The organism is Marinobacter sp. L-13 (genome assembly GCF_056857715.1).
Genome location: NZ_JBSXNQ010000063.1, coordinates 1 through 17,699 on the forward strand (window position 1 = coordinate 1; position 17,699 = coordinate 17,699).

General features: G+C 56.4%; 10 protein-coding genes and 1 tRNA gene. 4 read left to right on the forward strand and 7 right to left on the reverse strand.

The features are described from left to right. The first annotated feature begins 75 nt into the window (after positions 1 to 75). From AC13DD_RS15790 to AC13DD_RS15805, 4 genes are all read left to right on the forward strand, one after another. Entirely contained in the window at positions 76 to 6,474 is a 6,399-nt protein-coding gene (locus AC13DD_RS15790) for a beta strand repeat-containing protein (protein WP_482931423.1), read from the forward strand. Positions 6,475 to 6,572: 98 nt separating this feature from the next. Continuing rightward, the gene (locus AC13DD_RS15795) at positions 6,573 to 7,247 is read left to right on the forward strand and encodes a PEP-CTERM sorting domain-containing protein (protein ID WP_288367371.1); all 675 of its coding nucleotides are present in this window, start codon (positions 6,573 to 6,575) and stop codon (positions 7,245 to 7,247) included. Further along, positions 7,240 to 9,075 (forward strand): type I secretion system permease/ATPase, encoded by a 1,836-nt coding sequence (locus AC13DD_RS15800; protein WP_482931424.1) that lies wholly within the window; start codon positions 7,240 to 7,242, stop codon positions 9,073 to 9,075. Before AC13DD_RS15795 ends, AC13DD_RS15800 begins: the two co-directional genes overlap by 8 nt. After that, entirely contained in the window at positions 9,075 to 10,391 is a 1,317-nt protein-coding gene (locus AC13DD_RS15805) for an HlyD family type I secretion periplasmic adaptor subunit (RefSeq protein WP_008171966.1), read from the forward strand. The genes AC13DD_RS15800 and AC13DD_RS15805 overlap by 1 nt, the downstream gene beginning before the upstream one ends. An 87-nt stretch (positions 10,392 to 10,478) precedes the next feature. Here the strand turns inward: AC13DD_RS15805 and AC13DD_RS15810 are convergent, their stop codons facing one another. The 7 genes from AC13DD_RS15810 to AC13DD_RS15840 form a co-directional block, all read right to left on the reverse strand. Next, a complete protein-coding gene (locus AC13DD_RS15810; protein ID WP_482931425.1) occupies positions 10,479 to 12,152 on the reverse strand; it encodes a carboxylesterase/lipase family protein in 1,674 nt (557 codons plus the stop codon). Positions 12,153 to 12,616: 464 nt separating this feature from the next. Continuing rightward, positions 12,617 to 12,693, reverse strand: a tRNA-Val gene (locus AC13DD_RS15815). Positions 12,694 to 12,748: 55 nt separating this feature from the next. Continuing rightward, positions 12,749 to 13,699 (reverse strand): DMT family transporter, encoded by a 951-nt coding sequence (locus AC13DD_RS15820; RefSeq protein ID WP_053112164.1) that lies wholly within the window; start codon positions 13,697 to 13,699, stop codon positions 12,749 to 12,751. Between the two features lie 144 nt (positions 13,700 to 13,843). Continuing rightward, positions 13,844 to 14,932 (reverse strand): hypothetical protein, encoded by a 1,089-nt coding sequence (locus AC13DD_RS15825; protein ID WP_482931426.1) that lies wholly within the window; start codon positions 14,930 to 14,932, stop codon positions 13,844 to 13,846. 102 nt (positions 14,933 to 15,034) lie between these two features. Then, complete coding sequence (locus AC13DD_RS15830) at positions 15,035 to 16,105, reverse strand: hypothetical protein (RefSeq protein ID WP_482931427.1); 1,071 nt, start codon at positions 16,103 to 16,105, stop codon at positions 15,035 to 15,037. A 132-nt stretch (positions 16,106 to 16,237) separates the two neighbouring features. Continuing rightward, positions 16,238 to 16,855 (reverse strand): YceI family protein, encoded by a 618-nt coding sequence (locus AC13DD_RS15835; protein ID WP_482931428.1) that lies wholly within the window; start codon positions 16,853 to 16,855, stop codon positions 16,238 to 16,240. Further along, positions 16,842 to 17,576, reverse strand: a complete 735-nt coding sequence (locus tag AC13DD_RS15840; protein WP_482931429.1) for a CDP-alcohol phosphatidyltransferase family protein — start codon at positions 17,574 to 17,576, stop codon at positions 16,842 to 16,844. Before AC13DD_RS15840 ends, AC13DD_RS15835 begins: the two co-directional genes overlap by 14 nt. Between the last annotated feature and the right edge of the window lie 123 nt (positions 17,577 to 17,699).

The window sequence follows — 17,699 nt, forward strand, 5'->3', positions numbered from 1 at the left end:
GGTGCCCCGGTCGGCGGGGAATTCCGGGTCAATGAGACCACGTCCAATTTACAGACTGAACCGGCTATTGCCGCTTTGGACAACGGAGGCTTTGCGGTTGCCTGGCGCGATGGCAACAGTGCAGACGATATTTTCGCGCAAAAGTATGACGCGGCCGGTAATCGTATTGATGGCGAGTTCAGGGTCAATACCGAAACCGCAAGCACTCAGGCGTCACCATCCATTGCAGGCCTGCCGGGCGGCAATTTTGTGGTGGCCTGGCAGTCGTTCACAAGTGGCTCTGCCGGTGATGGCAGCAGTTACGGAATCAGCCATCAGCTGTTCGGCGATGTTGGGGATTTCTCCAGCCAGGCCGCACCAGTGCTGGAGGCATTCAATAGCGAGGTCACATTTGCAGAATCGGCGGTCAATGCAGGGCCGCAGTTGCTCGATGCCAACGCCGCAGTCGCCGTCAGTGATGCGGATTCCGGCGACTTCGATGGCGGCAACATACTGGTATCCCGTCTCAATATTCCGGAAGCCATGCTGGACCAGTTCAACGTTCCGGACGATGGCACTCAGGACCAACTGGGCGTTCGTAATCAGGGCACCGGCCCAGCCGAGGTAGGCATCAGTGGTGCTTCTGTGACCTACGAAGGAACCATCGTCGGTACCATCGTATCCAGTGGGCAGAACGGCAGCATCCTTGAAATTTCACTGAATGCTAATGCCAGCGCCGAGGCGGTGGAAGCCGTGGTAGAAAATCTGACCTACGCCAATACCTCGGACGATCCGATACCCAGTCGTCAGTTTCGGGTACAGATCAGTGACGGAGACGGCGGTACCAGTCAGCCTCAGTTGGTGACGGTCAACATCACGCCGACCCCGGATGCCGCAGTGCCGATCTTCGGCGAACGCCAGGCCAATTCCGAAACCGACGGGTATCAGGATGAGTCTGCCGTGGCCACGCTCAGCGATGGCAGCTTCGTTATTGTGTGGACATCTCAGTCGTCCGGGGCTGCCGGTGACGGCAGCGGCGATGGCGTTTTTGGGCAACACTTTGATGCTTTGGGTAATCCACTCGGGGTGGAGTTCCAGATCAATACGGAAACCGACAGTAACCAGAATAATCCACAGGTAACGGCCACCAACGATGGCGGGTTTGTGGTGGTCTGGCAGTCGGCTTCCAGTGGCTCCGCCGGTGACGGCAGCAGCAACGCTGTAATAGCCCGTCAGTTCGATGGTTTTGCCGGAGACGGTACGCCTACGGCTTCGTCCGCAGAGGTCGTGGTCAATACCAATACCTCTTCTGCGCAGGATGAGCCAGATGTGGTTGCCTTGCCCGATGGCGGCTTCGTCGTGGTTTGGGAATCCCAGACTTCGGGGTCAGCTGGCGATGGCAGTGGAGTGGGTATCATCGGCCAGATCTACGATGCCTCTGGAGCAGCAGTCGGTGGTGAATTCGTGGTCAATACGGAGACGGCTTCATCCCAGTATCAGCCAAAAGTTACAGCCCTCTCCGACGGTGGTTTTCTGGTGGCCTGGACATCCGTGACCAGTGGCGCCGCTGGAGACGGTGACAGTTCGGGCATTTTTGCCCAGCGTTATGATGCTGTTGGCAATGCAGTAGACCGTGATGGAACGGCTCTGGGTGCGGGAGAAACCAGTGAGTTCCAGGTCAATGTGACCGTGGAAGGTACCCAGGATGCACCGGATGTTGCGGGTCTGGCCGGAGGTGGTTTCATCCTGACCTGGGAATCCAATGGTCAGGATGGTAGCGGTGAAGGTATATATGCTCGCCAGTTTGCGGACAACGGCCTTCCGGTAGGTAATGAGTTCCGGGTAAACGATGAGCGCAGCTCAAGTCAGCAGAACCCCGCCTTGATAGCACTGGATACCGGCGGATATGTGATCACCTGGTCTGACAATAGCGGGCGTGATGGCAGTGGTATTGGGGTCTTCGGCCAACAGTACGATGCCAGTGGTAACCGTCTTGACAGTGAGTTCCAGGTCAACACGGAGTTCAGCTCTACTCAGCATGAGCCTGCACTCTCGGCACTTCCTGGAGGAGGGTTTGTTGTATCCTGGAGTGCCTTCACCAGCGGCGACAGTGGTGACGGAAGTGGCTACGGGGTCTTCTACCAGCTCTATGGCAATACGCCTCCTCAGGTCACCGATGGCAGCGTGGACGGTTTCGAGGATCAACTCCTGGTACTCAGCGACCAGCTGTTTGTTGATAACTTTGATGATCCTGACGGTCAGGGCCTGGCCTTCATCGAAATCGCTGTACTGCCGGATAACGGCGAGCTGTTGCTGAGCGGTGCCTCGGTCAGTGTAGGAGATCAGGTTACGCTTGCCGAGCTCGCCGACGGGGATCTGGCTTACCTGGGTGATCCGGATTATTTCGGTGCGGACACTTTCGGCTGGCGGGGCAGCGATGGGCTGGTGTTGTCGACGGAGGTTGCCCAGACCAATATCACACTGGCACCGGTCAATGATGCGCCCGGGCTTGAAGCGGGTGCCGATGGCACCAGTACGGAAGGGCAGAATTTCAGTCAGAACCTGACGCTGTCCGATCCGGATCCGGACACCTACACCATCACAGTTGACTGGGGAGATGGTTCGGAGCCTTTGGTGTTCAACAGTGCCAACAAGAGCCCTAACATCAATCACACTTTTGCCCTGGAAGGCACCTACACGGTAACGGTGACCGTCAATGACAACTCCGCTGCGGCCAATGCCGAAGAAACGGATACTTTCGAGGTTACGGTGGAGAACGGCAATCCGATAGCACGGGACGATTTCTTTACGGTTGATGAGGACGACAGCGTTAACGGTAATGTGCTGCTCAACAATGGCACTGGCGCGGACTCGGATACCGGCGGTGACACGCTTTCGATCTCTGCGGTCAACGGTGTTCCGGCGGACATTGGCAGTACCATTACGCTTTCCAGCGGAGCACTGCTGACGCTGAACGCCGATGGAACCTTTGCTTACGACACGAACGGTGTGTTTGACAGCCTCTCGGGTACGGAGAATGGCGCTGACAGTTTCACGTATACCCTGTCTGACGGCGATGGTGGAACCGATACGGCGACTGTGAACCTGACGATCAATGGACTGAATGACGATCCGGTTGCTCAAGACGACGACGTTGGCACCAATGAAGATGCCGTGCTTAGCGGCAATGTTCTGATGAATAACGGCAACGGTGCGGATGAGGACATTGACGGTGGTGTGGGTGGACTGACGGTGGTGGCGGTTAATGGCTCACCGGTAGATGTCGGTGCCGCGGTTACACTGGCCAGCGGCGCACTACTGACACTCAATGCGAACGGCACTTTCAGCTATGACCCCAACGGTCAGTTTGACGCACTGGACTCCGGCGAAAGCGGCACCGACTCCTTCACCTACACCATTGAAGATGAAGGTGGGGCACAGGACACCGCAACAGTAAATGTAACGGTCAGTGGTGTCGGTACCACCAACACCCCACCCGTTGCTCAGGATGACAGCTTTACCACAGATGAAGACACGGCGATCGCTGGTAACGCGCTCAGCGACAACGGCAATGGAGCGGACACCGACGCCGACGGTGACACGCTAACCGTCACGACAGTGGGCAGCTTTGCAACGACTGGTGGCGGCCTCATCAACATCAACGCCGACGGCTCATTCAATTACTCCCCCAATGCGGCATTTGAGTCACTTGCTAGCGGTGAAAGTGATGCGGATTCCTTCACCTACACGCTCAGCGATGGCAATGGCGGAACGGACACTGCAACCATTAACCTGATGATTAATGGCCTTAACGATGCGCCGGATGCGGTTAACGACCTGCTCAGCACGGATGAGGATACGCCGCTTTCCGGCAGTGTGTTTGCCATTAACGGTGTGGCGGCGGACTCGGATATCGAGGGCGATACTTTTGTTGTCTCAGCCATTAACGGTAATGTCCTTGATGTGGGGGAACAGGTCACTCTGGCGAGCGGTGCCTTAGTCACCGTCAATGGCGACGGAACCTTCGACTATGACCCGAATGCTCAGTTTGAGTCACTGGGTGTTGGTCAGTCCGATACCGACACCTTCACTTACACCATTGATGATGGTAACGGCGGCACCGACACGGCCACAGTGACCCTGACAATCAATGGGGTCAACGATGCGCCCGATGCGGTTAACGATGCCCTTGCGACCGATGAAGACACTGCCTTCTCGGGCAATGTTTTGGTTGATAACGGCGCCGGATCCGATTCCGATATAGAAGGCGATACGCTGGTTGTTACCGAGGTCAACGGCAACGCGCTGAGTGTTGGCGCCCAGGTCACCCTGGCCAGCGGCGCACTGCTGACACTGAATGCCAATGGCAGTTTCGACTACGATCCCAACGGTCAGTTTGAAGACCTGGCCGTGGGCGCCAGCACCACCGACAGCTTCACCTACACGATCAGCGACGGTAACGGCGGCACCGATACGGCCACCGCGACTATCACCATCGATGGGGTGAATGACGTACCGGTGGCGGCGGACGATGCCGTGGTGACCGATGAGGACAACCCGGTGAATGGCAACGTGCTGGCTGACAACGGAAGCGGCGCCGACAGTGATGTGGACGGAGATACCCTGACGGTCATTGCGGACAGCTTTACCACCGCCAAGGGCGGACAGGTGACGCTGAACGCCGATGGCACCTTCACCTATGACCCGAGCGGTCAGTTCGAGTCACTGGGTGTTGGCCAGTCTGATACCGACAGCTTCACTTACACCCTTGATGACGGCAACGGTGGCACCGACACGGCCACAGTGACCCTGACTATAAACGGGGTCAACGATGCGCCCGTTGCAGCAGACGATAACGTGGTGACCGACGAGGATAGCCCGGTTACAGGCAATGTTCTGGTGGATAACGGCAACGGCGCCGACAGTGATGTGGACGGGGACACCCTGACGGTCACTGCGGGCAGCTTTGTTACGGCCAAAGGCGGACAGGTCACACTGAACGCCGACGGCACATTCACCTATGACCCGAACGGTCAGTTCGAGTCATTGAACAATGGCGATACGGATAGCGATTCCTTCAGCTATACCGTCAGCGATGGCAATGGGGGAACCGACACGGCAACCGTCAATATTGCCATCAACGGGGTGACTGATCAGGCTGGCAATGTGGCACCGGATGTCGTGGATGAAAACTACAGCGTTCATGCTGGTGAAGTGCTCACGGTTGCTGCAGCGGCCGGTCTTCTGGCCAACGACACCGATGCGGATGGCGATTCGCTTAACGTGCAGTCCATCGAGGCCCCGGCCAACGGGACTCTCAATATAGCGACGGATGGCTCCTTCACCTACACGCCGGATCCGGGCTTTGTCGGTACCGAGGAGCTGACTTATACGGTCAGTGACGGCACCACCACCAGTACAGGGACGGTCACCATCGAGGTGCAGAACGAGGCCCCGGTGGTTGGGGACGACAGCTATACGGTACACGCCGGCCAGGTACTGACGGTCGCTGCGCTGGACGGGTTGTTGGCCAACGACACCGATGCGGATGGCGATTCGCTTAACGTGCAGTCCATTGAGGCCCCGGCCAACGGGACTCTCAATATAGCGACGGATGGCTCCTTCACCTACACGCCGGATCCGGGCTTTGTCGGTACCGAGGAGCTGACCTACACGGTCAGTGACGGTACCACCAACAGCACCGGCACGGTGACCATCGATGTGCTGCCAAGCGAAGTTGAAACCATCTCCCTGGGCGATGCTCCGACCCGACTGCCAAGGTCTGACCGGGATGCCTGGAGTAATGCCTGGACCGATGCGTCCGTGACCATTACTCACAAAGCCGATATCACTGACAGCGGCGAAGTCTGGAGCAATGCCTCCCTCTCTGCTGCCGGCTCCCATGTGCTATCTGGAGGCGATATCTATGCCGGGGATCTCGGTGTCAGCGGACAGGCCATTGAGACCGGGCAGGCACGCCAGGAGATTGAAGGAACCGAAGCCCTTCGCTTTGAGCTGGATGGCGTTGCTACCGAAGCAACGCTGGAGATATCCCGGCTCGATACCGAAGGCGTTTTCCGGGAGTCGGGCAGGGTGCAGGCGCTGGACGACCAGGGCAATGTAGTCGCAGAAGTCCTGTTCAACGCCGATGATCTCGCCGGCGATCAGCCAGTCCAAATCTCCGCGAGCCAGGGCTTCACGCAATTGGTACTGACTGCTGGCACCTATGATGGCTCTACTTTTGTGTATGGCGCGCTGGCAGATGATCAGGGTGATTATGCGGCGCCTGCCAATGGAGCGCTCAGTCAGGGTAGCGACTACTTGCTTGATAGCGTTGAGTTTGTCTTTGGCGCTGTTGCGACAGAGCCAGAACCCTTGCAGGCGGTGGCGCAGTCAGCAGGCGGTGAGGGCAGCACTACGGATGTCGATCCTCTGGAGATTGATATGCCACTGATTGGTATTCAGGAGCCCGAGGGCCCGGATCAGTTCGTCTGACCCAGGTTACCCGGAGCGTAGCCATGCTCCGGGTAATAAAGCCAAGAAGGAGCCCGGCAACACGCGGGGTAATAAAGCAAAAAAATGGAGTGTTTCTCATGAACTCAAAGCAGTTATTGACGGGTCTGGTGCTGGCTCTATCAATGCCCATGGCCGAGGCGGGCCCAATTTATTCACAATCCCTATTGGACGACAGCACCAGTTTCGGAACCTTTAGTTCGCTGAGAGGTGGGAATCAGGTTGCCGATAATTTTTCATTCGATCAGGAGTATTCGATCACCGGCCTGGCTTGGTGGGGCTCCTATTATGAAGTTGACACAGGAGACTCATTTACCGTCCGATTGCTCAGCGATGATGATGGGCAGCCTGCAGCAAACGCCGATATCCTTGATAGCAATTCTTTGTCTGTCAGTCGAACTGTCGAAACTGGCGTGACGGATGCCTTTGGTCAACAGGTTTACCGCTACGACGTTTCTCTCAGCCTGATGCTGGGGCCCGGCGATTTTTACCTTACGGTCATGAATGATGCGGATGATGAGTGGTTCTGGGCCGACGCGGCTTCCGGTGATTTGACCAACTGGTTCCGGGTTGATGCGCTGGACACATGGACCGATGAGTATTACGATCTGGCCTTTGTGTTGAGTGGCGAACCGGCTGTCATAGACGTCCCTGAACCTGAGTCTTTGGTTTTAATGCTGCTCGGTCTGTCTGGCCTGCTTTTCCGTCAAAGAAGGCGGGGCACTCGTTCGATATCCGCTGCGTGTCATGGCTGATAAGACAGGTGTTCCTTCGGGGGCCGACAACGACAGCCCTCTGACTCATGCGGTAGCAGGGCTCAAGCGGCACCTAACGGTACTGCTCGGGTTTAGCTGCTTCCTTAACCTGCTGATACTGACCGGTCCGCTGTACATGCTTCAGGTATACGACCGGGTTTTGGTGTCACGCAATGAACCGACACTGGTTTATCTTACTCTGCTGGCAGTCGCGGCTTTGCTTGTTCTGGCGGCGCTGGATGTGGTGCGTTCACGCATTCTGGTGAGATTGAGCAACAACTTCAGTCAGACGGTTACTCCCGAATTGTTTCGCCTGATTCTGGGTAGAGCGAGAACAGCGAACGGATTACGTGATCTGGAAACCGTACGCACCTTTCTTACCGGCTCCTCCATGGTGACTCTCTTCGATGTGCCTTGGGCGCCCTTGTTTCTGGGTTTTGTCTATATATTGCATCCTTATCTTGGTCATGTGGCACTCATCGGGGCGGTTGTGCTTTTTGGCCTGGCTGTCTGGAATGAAAAACGTACCCGCGGGTTGCTGGCGAAAGCTGGGGAGTATCAGCGTAAGGCAACGGATTTTACCGAAGTCAGTGCGCGCAACTCCGAAGCGATCAATGCAATGGGTATGCTGGACAATCTGCAGCAACGCTGGTTGGGAGACCAGCGTGCAGCACTGGCGTTTCAGGCGATCGCCAGTGACCGTGCCGGAACCCTTGTTTCTGCCGCCAAATTCGTTCGCTTTACCCTTCAGGTGGCGATCTTGGGCACTGGTGCCTGGTTGGCGATCCAGGACATTATCAGTCCCGGCGCTATGATTGCGGCCTCTATCGTCATGTCCCGTGCGCTGGCACCGGTGGAATCCTCCATCTCTAGTTGGCAGGGACTCCAGGGTGCAAAGCGTGCTTATGCGCGGTTGCAGGAAGCCTTCGAGCATTATGAAGCCGGTACGCCAATGTCATTACCCGAACCCAATGGGCAGATTGGCTTTGAAAATGTCTATGCCCGCCCTCCCGGTTTAGAGGCGCCCATCATCAAGGCCTTCAGCTTTGCCATAGAAGCAGGGGATTCGGTAGGTATAACGGGTCCCAGCGGTGCTGGTAAATCATCTCTGGTCAAGCTGATGACCGGTATCTGGCTTCCTGAGTCCGGAAGTGTCCGTTTGGACGGTGCTGAATTCCTCAATTGGAACCGTGCCCAGCTGGGTCGCTATATCGGGTATCTGCCGCAGGATATTGAGCTCTTTCCGGGTACGGTTGCGGACAACATTGCCCGCTTCGGCGAAGCAGACCCGGAGAAAGTAGTCACTGCCGCCAAGCTGGTCGGTGGCCATAGTATGATTTTGGATCTGCCTAAGGCATACGACACGCTGATTGGACCCGGAGGAGCCAACCTTTCCGGCGGGCAGCGCCAGCGTATCGGTCTGGCCCGAGCACTTTACGATCTTCCCAAATTGATTGTGCTGGATGAACCCACCTCGAATCTTGATGCAGAGGGTGAATCTTCGGTACGCACACTGATTGGCTGGCTAAAAAAGCAGAAGATTACCTGCGTGGTGATCGCCCATAAACCGACGGTTATCGGTGGAGTCGATAAACTGATGGTTATTCAAAAAGGAGTCCTTAGCCAGTTCGGTCCTTTAGACGAGGTTCTTCCGGGGATCACTCGTCAGGTACCGGCGGAGAAAACCACTGTGCCTGCCTATGGAGCAGCCGGTTCCGGTATCGTCGGAAGCAATGTCGAGGCACGGATCCCTGTCAAGAACGGTCGTGTGAAGCTGACTGCTGCTGAAACAAGGGTCAGCGCCAACGAGAATCAAGGAAAGCAGTGATGACTCCAGTTGAAGACAGCGTGCCTCCAATCGTTACTTCCCCAAACGCTCCCATTTATACCGGTGTTGTTATTATTCTGGTCTTTATCGGAGGTTTCCTACTCTGGTCGCTGCTGACAGTACTGGCCAGTGGTGTTCTGGCAGCCGGATCGGTTCGGGTAGACACAAGCCGCAAACAGATACAGCACCTGGAAGGCGGTATTGTGGCAGAGATCCTGGTGCGGGACGGGGATATGGCCGAAGCTGGACAGCCGCTCGTGCTCCTGGACAAAACCCGGGCAGGCACCTCGATGGAACTGATCCGCCAGGGGCTGGAAACCGCCCAGGCATCCAAGGCCCGACTCCTGGCGGAACAGGAAGATGCTGAGGAAATAGAGTTTCCGGAGCCTCTGGCTCAACGTACCTCCGATCCGAAGGCTCTGGAGATCATGAAATCCCAGCGCCTGTTATTTGAGGCTCGCCGAACTTCACTAAAGGGGCAGATCCAGATACTTGACCAGCAGATCCTGCATCTGCGCGAACAGATACAGGGGCTCAATGCCCAGCAGAACGCCAAGGCCTCTCAGATTGATTCAATCGAGGGCGAGCTGGAGGGGCTGCGGGGTTTGCTCGCCAGGGGAATGATTGATAAAACCAGGGTGCTTGCACTGGAGAGGGATGGGGCTGAACTGGCCGGGGAACGCGGTGAATTGATTTCCCAGATCGCCGCCGCGAATTCGAATATCGGGGAGAAGGAGCTGGAAAAGTTCCAGCTGATGAAATCATTCAAGGAGTCGGTGTCTAATGAGCTCAAGGAAGTGCAGGCAGAGGTTCACGACTATACCGAGCGTTTGCTGGCTGCCAGACATGTACTGGACCAGACGGAGTTAAAATCTCCCGTTGATGGCGTGGTGGTCGGTTCTGGAGTGCATACAGTGGGTGGCGTGGTTTCCCCCGGTGCTGTATTGATGGAAATTGTCCCTGTCCATGATCGCCTGATTATTGAGGCCGCGGTCAGCCCTCAGGATATTGACAACGTGCGCGCGGGCCTTGCCGCCGGCGTCAAATTCACGGCCTTCAACCAACGTGAAGTTCCCGAAATTCAAGGTGTCGTGACATACGTGGCTGCGGATATTTTTGAGGACAGCAAGTCTGAAGAGAGCTATTACAAAGCCCGAATAGAGGTTGAGGATAGCGAAATTTTGCGTTTAGGAGACCGGAGAATACAGCCAGGGATGACTGCTGATATTGTTATTCGCACCATTGATAGACGACCGATAGACTACCTTTTGGAGCCTCTTATCAGCAGCGCCAGAAAGGCTTGGCGCGAATCTTAGAATGCCTCTCACTCGGCCTCATTAGTAAAGCCCGGAGCCGGAAGCGCACCGGGCTTTTCAAGAGGATGTGCCTCTAAGGTGCCAGTTTCAACTACCTAACCAGAAACTGCAGTTTCGAGCCTCGTTGAACGTTGGGCCACCTGACAGCATCGAAAAAGGACCAGTGTTTTCGGCAGGCGCCTGCAACGATTGATAGCCCTGATTCACAAAGGACAGCCATGCAGGCAGAGTTCCGTCGCTCGGCGTTGGATTGCCTGAGCGGGCAAATGCAGCCCAGTAGCGGACCATCGTTTCTGCAAGCGTTGCCGAGTCTTCAGAGAACTCTGCTTCCAGCTCAGCCTGAGAGGCAAATACATAAGGAATCTCAGTGGCGTGCGCAGCACCTAACGCGGGTTGAACTCTTGTAAATAATGGTGAAGGCAGCGGGGCATTTCGGTCTGCAAATTCATAAGCGTAGACCGGGACATGTTTCGCGGCAGCTGCGATGTTGCCAAAGCCTGGGCACGCAAAGATAGCATCGGTGCCTACGGCAGAGACCGCGATGTCGGCATTGTCAAAATCATTCAGGGGATAGCGATCTACCACTGCGTCTGCATTGGCCTCCGTGACTGAACCATATCGCCGGATCAGTTCTTGCCGATAGTCCGTCGAACTCCCTGCAAGCCGATCCTCAAGTGAATCGCGACCACTCACCAGCTGTTCAGCGGCAACAAACAATCGCCATTCATCTCGGTTGGAGCCCTCCAACACCTGGTCTGCGGTGAACTGCCCACTTGCTAAGGCGGCTGCCACAGTCTGCTCAAGAACACCCGGTCGCTGAACAATCTCCGAACCGAATTCAGGATCGCCGGCCTGCAAAGCAAGGAGTTGCTCTAGTGTCAGATTACGCAGGCACTCCGCTGCTTCAGGCGACGAATCTCCCGCGCAAAGGCTGGCCATAAAGCCTGCGCCCCGTTGCTCCGCTTCAGTGGGCGTTTCCTGAAAGAAGGATGGACCACTTTGAACGATGACACGTTGGAACAAACCGTCCGTTCGATCATTTGCAGCCATTAACCCCTTGATGCTGAAGCCGCCTGCAGACTCACCGACCAGAGTTACGTTATTCGGGTTACCCCCAAATGCAGCAACGTTAGCCTGCAGCCATTCCAGGGCTTTAATCTGATCCATCAGCCCGTAATTTCCCGATCCCTTTTCAGAGGTTTGTGAGGTCGCAGTAAGTGCCGGATGCGCCAGGTAGCCAAGCACACCCAGGCGATAATTGATGGCCACTACAACAATGCCTTCTTTCACCAACCTGTCAGGTTTCGCGCTGGACTGAAAACCGGCGCCGGTATCCAGACTGCCGCCGTGAATCCAGACAACCACCGGGTGATTCTCACACTCACCAGGCGCGTAGATATTGAGGTTCAGGCAATCCTCTGAGGTACTCGACCCCGGATTCGAACTTTGGATGGCAAACGGAGATTGCGCTGGCGTTTGTGGGCACGCATCACCAAATTCTGTTGCCTGCAAGACATCCGACCTGGGCTCCGGGCTTTGGGGTGCACGAAAACGGTTTGCTCCCTCGGTCGATTGGCCATATGGAACGCCTAACCATTGTTTCATCTCGGTGCCGTTACCGTCGCTGACAAGCACACCAGTGATTACACCTTCCGACGTTGTAACCTCCGTCGGATCAGTTGAAATCGCAGACGAGTCGTTCGAGTCGTTGTTACAGGCAGGCAGAGAAATAACGAAAATTGATACGATCAGAAGGCGCAAAGCCCTCGGCATTCGAGCTATACAGACACGCATAGGAGTCTCCACGTCGTTCATTCTTGTTTTAGTTGTGCTGACAGAGAGCCTTAACAGCTTATTTTCATTCAGCGTACATTTGTACGCTAAGGCTCTGAAGGAAGCGTAACTTGAGTCTTAAGAAAGTCAAAGATGTGTGCAAAACCGAATAATTAAACTTCTTTCGGTTGTTACGAAACAGTGACACCTATTAGTCGAATGAAGATGATATGGAGAGCAGTCTTAACCGACGGTCGGTGCCTGATCACGCCGGAGAAGCTAAAGACATGAATGTCAGGAGCCGGTTTTAAAGAGAGGTACTTACTGCGAAAGGTGGTTTGGTTTGGCGCAAGGTGGGGTAGTTGCCAGGCTTTCCCCAAGCCGTTCTATGTGGGCAGACACAAAAAAAGCCACTTGGCTTGCGCTCTAAGTGACTCTTTTTGTCGCAGAATTGGTAGGACCACCCAGATTCGAACTGGGGACCTCTACCATGTCAAGGTAGCGCTCTAACCAACTGAGCTATGGTCCTGTATCCTGCAACGGGGAAGAAATATACTGATTCAGCCGATGCCGGTCAACCACTTTTATGCGGTTTTCCGGCTCCGGAGTTTTTCCTTGATGACTTTGCTCAGAACCGCCCAGCGGTTGACGATCAAGGCCGCGAAGATGAGACCGCAGCCGGCCAGCTGAATGCTGGTCATTGTCTCGCCAAACCAGCCTGCAGCGAACAGGGCGACCCAAACCGGCTCCAGTACCAGAATCACGACGCCATGGCTGTTTGCAGACAGGCTCTGGGCCAGGGTCTGAAGCAGGAAGCGGCCGGCCGTACCAATGACGGCGCTGGCCACTACCCACCAGACCAGTATTGGTGAAAGGTTATTCAGAGTCGGCAGCCAGGGCTCCATGATCATGGACTCGATCAGGGTCAGCATGCCGACCGTGAGCAGAGCAATGGCTGTCAGGGGCAGGGCGGGTACCCGATGCTTTTCCACGGTCTTGCCCAGCCGGTTAATCACCGTTCTCTGGTTGGCCGCCCGGGTATTGAGATTGAAATACAGGGCGAAGATCGTCGCTGCCATAACAAAGAAAATCTGGCCTGCTTCAGGGCGAAATCCGTTTTCAAGGGATAGCAGAGCGAGCCCGGCAACGGCAATCGGAATGGCCAGCCATGTGCTCGCCGGTTGGGCTTCCTTGAATACCAACCGGGCAATAATGGGAACAATCACAACGCCCAGGCTAGTCAGGAAGGCTCCCTCGCCGAGGCTCGTTATATGAACCAGCCCCATCACCCAGCAGGTCATGGCCGTGCCGAACACCAGGCCGACACCCACGCTTCGACGTAGTTGATCAACGCTCAGTTTCATTAGCGAGCGGCGGGCGAAAAAGGCGAGCACCGTGCCGGCAATCAGAAACCGGGCAGCCATGAACATCAGCGGAGGCATCAGCAGCACCGCTTCTTTTGAGAACATCCAGCTGATGGCCGCAAACAGGGTGACAACAACCAGTAAAAGATCGGATTTGTGAGTGTCAGACATCGGATATCGCTTGCCGGCAGTGGGTTAATCAAACGGGAAAGCGAACCAATGTATAGTTTGCGAACTAAAAAGAAAAGATGGGTAGAACTACCGAGGTGAGAAGTGGCTCTTCCCTGAGCCTTTGGTTTGCCTCTCCAGGTGCGGTTAGTTATTCAGGGTGGTGTAAACCAGATTGGACATATCCGTCTGGTCCGAGCCGGGAACCTCAATGTACCGGTCACCGGAACCCCACCACTGCCACCAGGCGCGCTTGTTGTAGGTGCGGCTGGCGAAATCCACCTGCAGACCGTTCAGAGTGGTGTTGTTGACCACCGGTACGGAGATGTTGCCCGTCTCGGAGCCCAGCACACCGCTGTGGGTGACGCCCTCGTTCATCAGCACCGGGTAGTGGTTGTAGTACAGAGCGCCCGGTCCATTCTGGCTCGTTACCTTGCCCGCCAGGCTGATGCTGGAGGAGCAGGAATCAATCCCGGCGGCGGAGGTTGCACCGCAAGCCGAATGAGTGGGTACCACGCCATCGTCGGTGCCGGCGATGAACGGTTTGGTGATACCGCCATAGGAGGAGCCGCCGGCCACGAAGCGAAGCCTGGGGATTGAATTCGGGCTAACCGCCAGGTTGCGCGCTGCGTTGGTCTGCAGGTCATTTACCACGCCCAGCTTGCCGGGCTCCGGCTCTATGCCGGTGAAGGCTTCGACTGCCGCCCTGAGGGGCCAGTTGTACCAGCTGTCGTTGTAGGCGAGACTCAGGGCCAGGTTGGCCAGTTCCGTGCCACCGCCTGCGCCGGAGTAATCCAGGGCTGCCAGGATCTTCAGCGGTTGAAGGCCCTCAGACTGAAGCCACCGAGCCTGGTTTTCCAGCAGATAGCGGGTAACCAGATCACCGGTGGAGTGGGAGACGACGATGCAGTAGTCATTGCACAGCCCTTGCTGACTGATCTGCCGCATCTGTTCATAGGCCTGCTGGGCAATGCCACCCTCAACACGTCCGTCACTGCCCCAGTCGATACGGGCTTCGGCACGGGAGAGCCAGAAGGTGCGCCAGTAGTCCTCACCGGCGCTCTTCACTTCCTGAAGGTTGGCGGGAGGGTTGGCCAGGTCTTCCTGCTGGAAACCGTGCACCAGGATCACATTGTGCCCGGCCAGCTGGGCCTGGGCGGTGCCGGCAAAGAGGCTGCCGGTGATAGCGACCGCCAGAGCGGTCTTACAGGCACTTCCGATCTTTGTTGTTTTCATAGTTGCTCCGTCTTTGCTGAGTTATTGTTGTCAAAAGACGTTTCTCCGCCATTTCTGGCGGTACAGCCCGGCGTCAGCCGGCGCAGAGCCTACGCTCTGCGATCAGAACTTGTCGGCAAGCTGCCGCAGCAGCGCCGCCCGTTGTTCCGATTCGGGGTTCACCGCCGGCGTATCGGTAAGACTGTCTAGGTCCGGCGGTGTGAATGCGTAGCCCTCGTCGGGGCCGAACGCGTAGTTGGTTCTGTCACCTGGCCTGGCGGGAAGTTGGCGAATCTGCAGGTTTTTCAGCTGTAGCTGGCCGTCCACCGCCTGATTGGCCAATACCGTGCCGTGTGCCTTGAGATTGATCGTGTTCGAGGTGCTGTCCAGCCTTTTCTCCATCTGCAATTGAGCAACCGGGCGTTGACCAACAAACAGCTGGGCCGAAAGCGCGTAGTAGCCGGAATCTTCCGGCGAGAAACGAACGGGAATTATCAGATTGTTACCCTGGATACGGGCATCGCCAAGCCCCTCGAATTCGCCCAGGTAAGGTTCAATGGCCAGTGTTGAGACATGGCGGACTGGTTTGCCATCAAGCCGGGCCTCGACGATTAGCCGATATTCACCCGGTGATTCGTCGGCGGACAGAACGCCCTCGAAGTAACCCGGGGAACCCGCCTCTTCCAAGGTGGTGCCAGCGATGGCATCCCGGCCTTCCGGCCTCTCCAGCGTTGCAGACAGCGAGCGACCGACCACCTGAGAGCCCCGGATAGCCGCTGCAACAAGAATTTTTTCCCCTGCAGTAAACCGGTATTTCTCCATCGTTACGGTGAACTGCCCGTCACCTTCGAGGGGCAGACTGACCGGCTCGTAGTGATTGCCACGGTAGGCGTTCGCCTGTTCCGGGGAGAGAGGTATGGACCACGGAGGGTATCGGGTAGTTTCAGCGTATTGATCGGCAACGCTGGCCAGCATGAACCCGAGGGCATTATCCGAGGGTGGTTCCGGCTCAGCCGAGGGATCGGTAGAAGACTGCCTTGCCAGCCCTGCGTTTTGGACAGGCGCCGTCTCGGCCGAGTCGACCACCTTCGAAAACCAGCTGAAATCTGTGTGGTTGTCAGCGGAGAGCAGATACCCCGCGCCAACCACGCCAGCAGTTACCAGTGTCAGAGGAAGAGCGACCTTGCCCGGCATGCGGCAGTTCCCTTGATTCTTGTTGTAGCTCTAAAGATAACGGGATTTCCGCCGCACCCCAAAAATCCGGACTCTATGTGTAACAGAATGTGTCCGCGTTGTGCGGCGGTTCACATTCCGATCAGCCGGTGATCAGAACATGCCGGATTCCCGAATGGCCTCGAAGCCAAAGTGCAATTTCACTTCATCACCGACCATCGCGCCATCAAGGCCGTATGTCATGCCCCATTCACTGCGTTTCAGGGTGGTGGATGCGCTGATGCCCAGTGTGTATTCCTCATGACCAAAGGGGTAAACGTCTGCCTTGTTGAGGGTCACATCCAGCACCACGGGCCGTGTCTGGCCGAGTAACTCCAGATCGCCGGTTACTTTGCCCGTGTTTTCGCCAGTCGTTTCGAAGTCGGTAATAGTAAAGGTAATTTCAGGATACTCGTCGGCGTCGAGGAAATCCTCGTTGCGAACGTGTTCGTCTCGCTTCTTGTGGTTGGTGTACACACTGTCGCTCTGGAACACCAGCTGACCAGATTCGAGCTCCCTGGCTTCCTCGTCGTAAACAAATTGTCCCTCGACTTCGCGGAACATCCCCATCACCGGGGCGTAGCCGATGTGCATGATTTCGAAGAACATCGAGAAGTGTTCATCGTCGACGACAAAGTTTCGGGGCTCGGCCATGGCTACCGGGCTCAATGCGAGGGCCGCAGGCAGGGCAATGGCGGAGCGGGTAAGGGTTTTCCGGTTAATGAACATCATGGTGATGTCTCCTCTGATAAAGCCAGTGAATATCCAGGAAAAACGACCACACAAGCAGTGCGAGAGCAGTGGCAAGCGTGATACTGGCGAATAGCGCATTGACCGGCGGCAACACGGCCACCAGCAGGGTAACGATCTGCCAAACGCAAACCGTCTTGCGTCTGAAGCTCTCCGGCAGCGGGGCATTCAGCCAGTCCAGGAAATGACTGGCAACAACGAAGGCATAGCGGATAAGGCCCAGGGCCAGAACCCAGGGACCCGCCTTGCCGAGCGCCAGGACAGCCACGCTGAGACCGAGAATAAACAGAGCATCCAGTTCCATGTCGAAGCGGGCGCCAAAGTCGCTCTGGGAGCCGGTAGCCCTGGCGACTTTGCCATCTACGCCATCCAGAATCAGCGCCAGCAATGCCATCCAGCCATAGAGCCAGAGACTATCTGTAAGGTGGTCGGCAAAGGGGGCCAGCGCCACTAAAACTATCACCAGACTGCCTCTGAGCAGCGTCGCCCGGTTTGCCCACCCGAAATCCCGGGCCTCGGGCCAGAACCGGATGATCAGGGCACAAAGCGCCAGGTAAAGCACCGCTGACAGCAAGTAGAAAAGGACGGGGGGCTGGGTTAACCAGCCGGTGACTGCACAGAACAGGGCGACAAGCCCCGAGCCCCAGACGAGATCCAGGGAAAGTGGCATCCTTTGCGACGCTGAATGGCCGTTAGAATCCATCAATGAACTCCAGCGTATAGGTTTGCAGGCATCAAATACCCCGGATGCGCTGTACACTGACTATAGTTGGTATAACTGATCATGCTTACGATCATAGACCGTGTTCAGACCTGAAGGTTCAGC

Excerpts from the sequence above, each read along its gene's own strand:
- AC13DD_RS15840 (WP_482931429.1), bottom strand. The coding sequence starts at position 17,576 with ATGGATTCTAACGGCCATTCAGCGTCGCAAAGGATGCCACTTTCCCTG.
- AC13DD_RS15830 (WP_482931427.1), bottom strand. The coding sequence starts at position 16,105 with ATGCCGGGCAAGGTCGCTCTTCCTCTGACACTGGTAACTGCTGGCGTG.
- AC13DD_RS15805 (WP_008171966.1), top strand. The coding sequence starts at position 9,075 with ATGACTCCAGTTGAAGACAGCGTGCCTCCAATCGTTACTTCCCCAAAC.
- AC13DD_RS15795 (WP_288367371.1), top strand. The coding sequence starts at position 6,573 with ATGAACTCAAAGCAGTTATTGACGGGTCTGGTGCTGGCTCTATCAATG.
- AC13DD_RS15800 (WP_482931424.1), top strand. The coding sequence starts at position 7,240 with ATGGCTGATAAGACAGGTGTTCCTTCGGGGGCCGACAACGACAGCCCT.
- AC13DD_RS15825 (WP_482931426.1), bottom strand. The coding sequence starts at position 14,932 with ATGAAAACAACAAAGATCGGAAGTGCCTGTAAGACCGCTCTGGCGGTC.
- AC13DD_RS15835 (WP_482931428.1), bottom strand. The coding sequence starts at position 16,855 with ATGATGTTCATTAACCGGAAAACCCTTACCCGCTCCGCCATTGCCCTG.
- AC13DD_RS15820 (WP_053112164.1), bottom strand. The coding sequence starts at position 13,699 with ATGTCTGACACTCACAAATCCGATCTTTTACTGGTTGTTGTCACCCTG.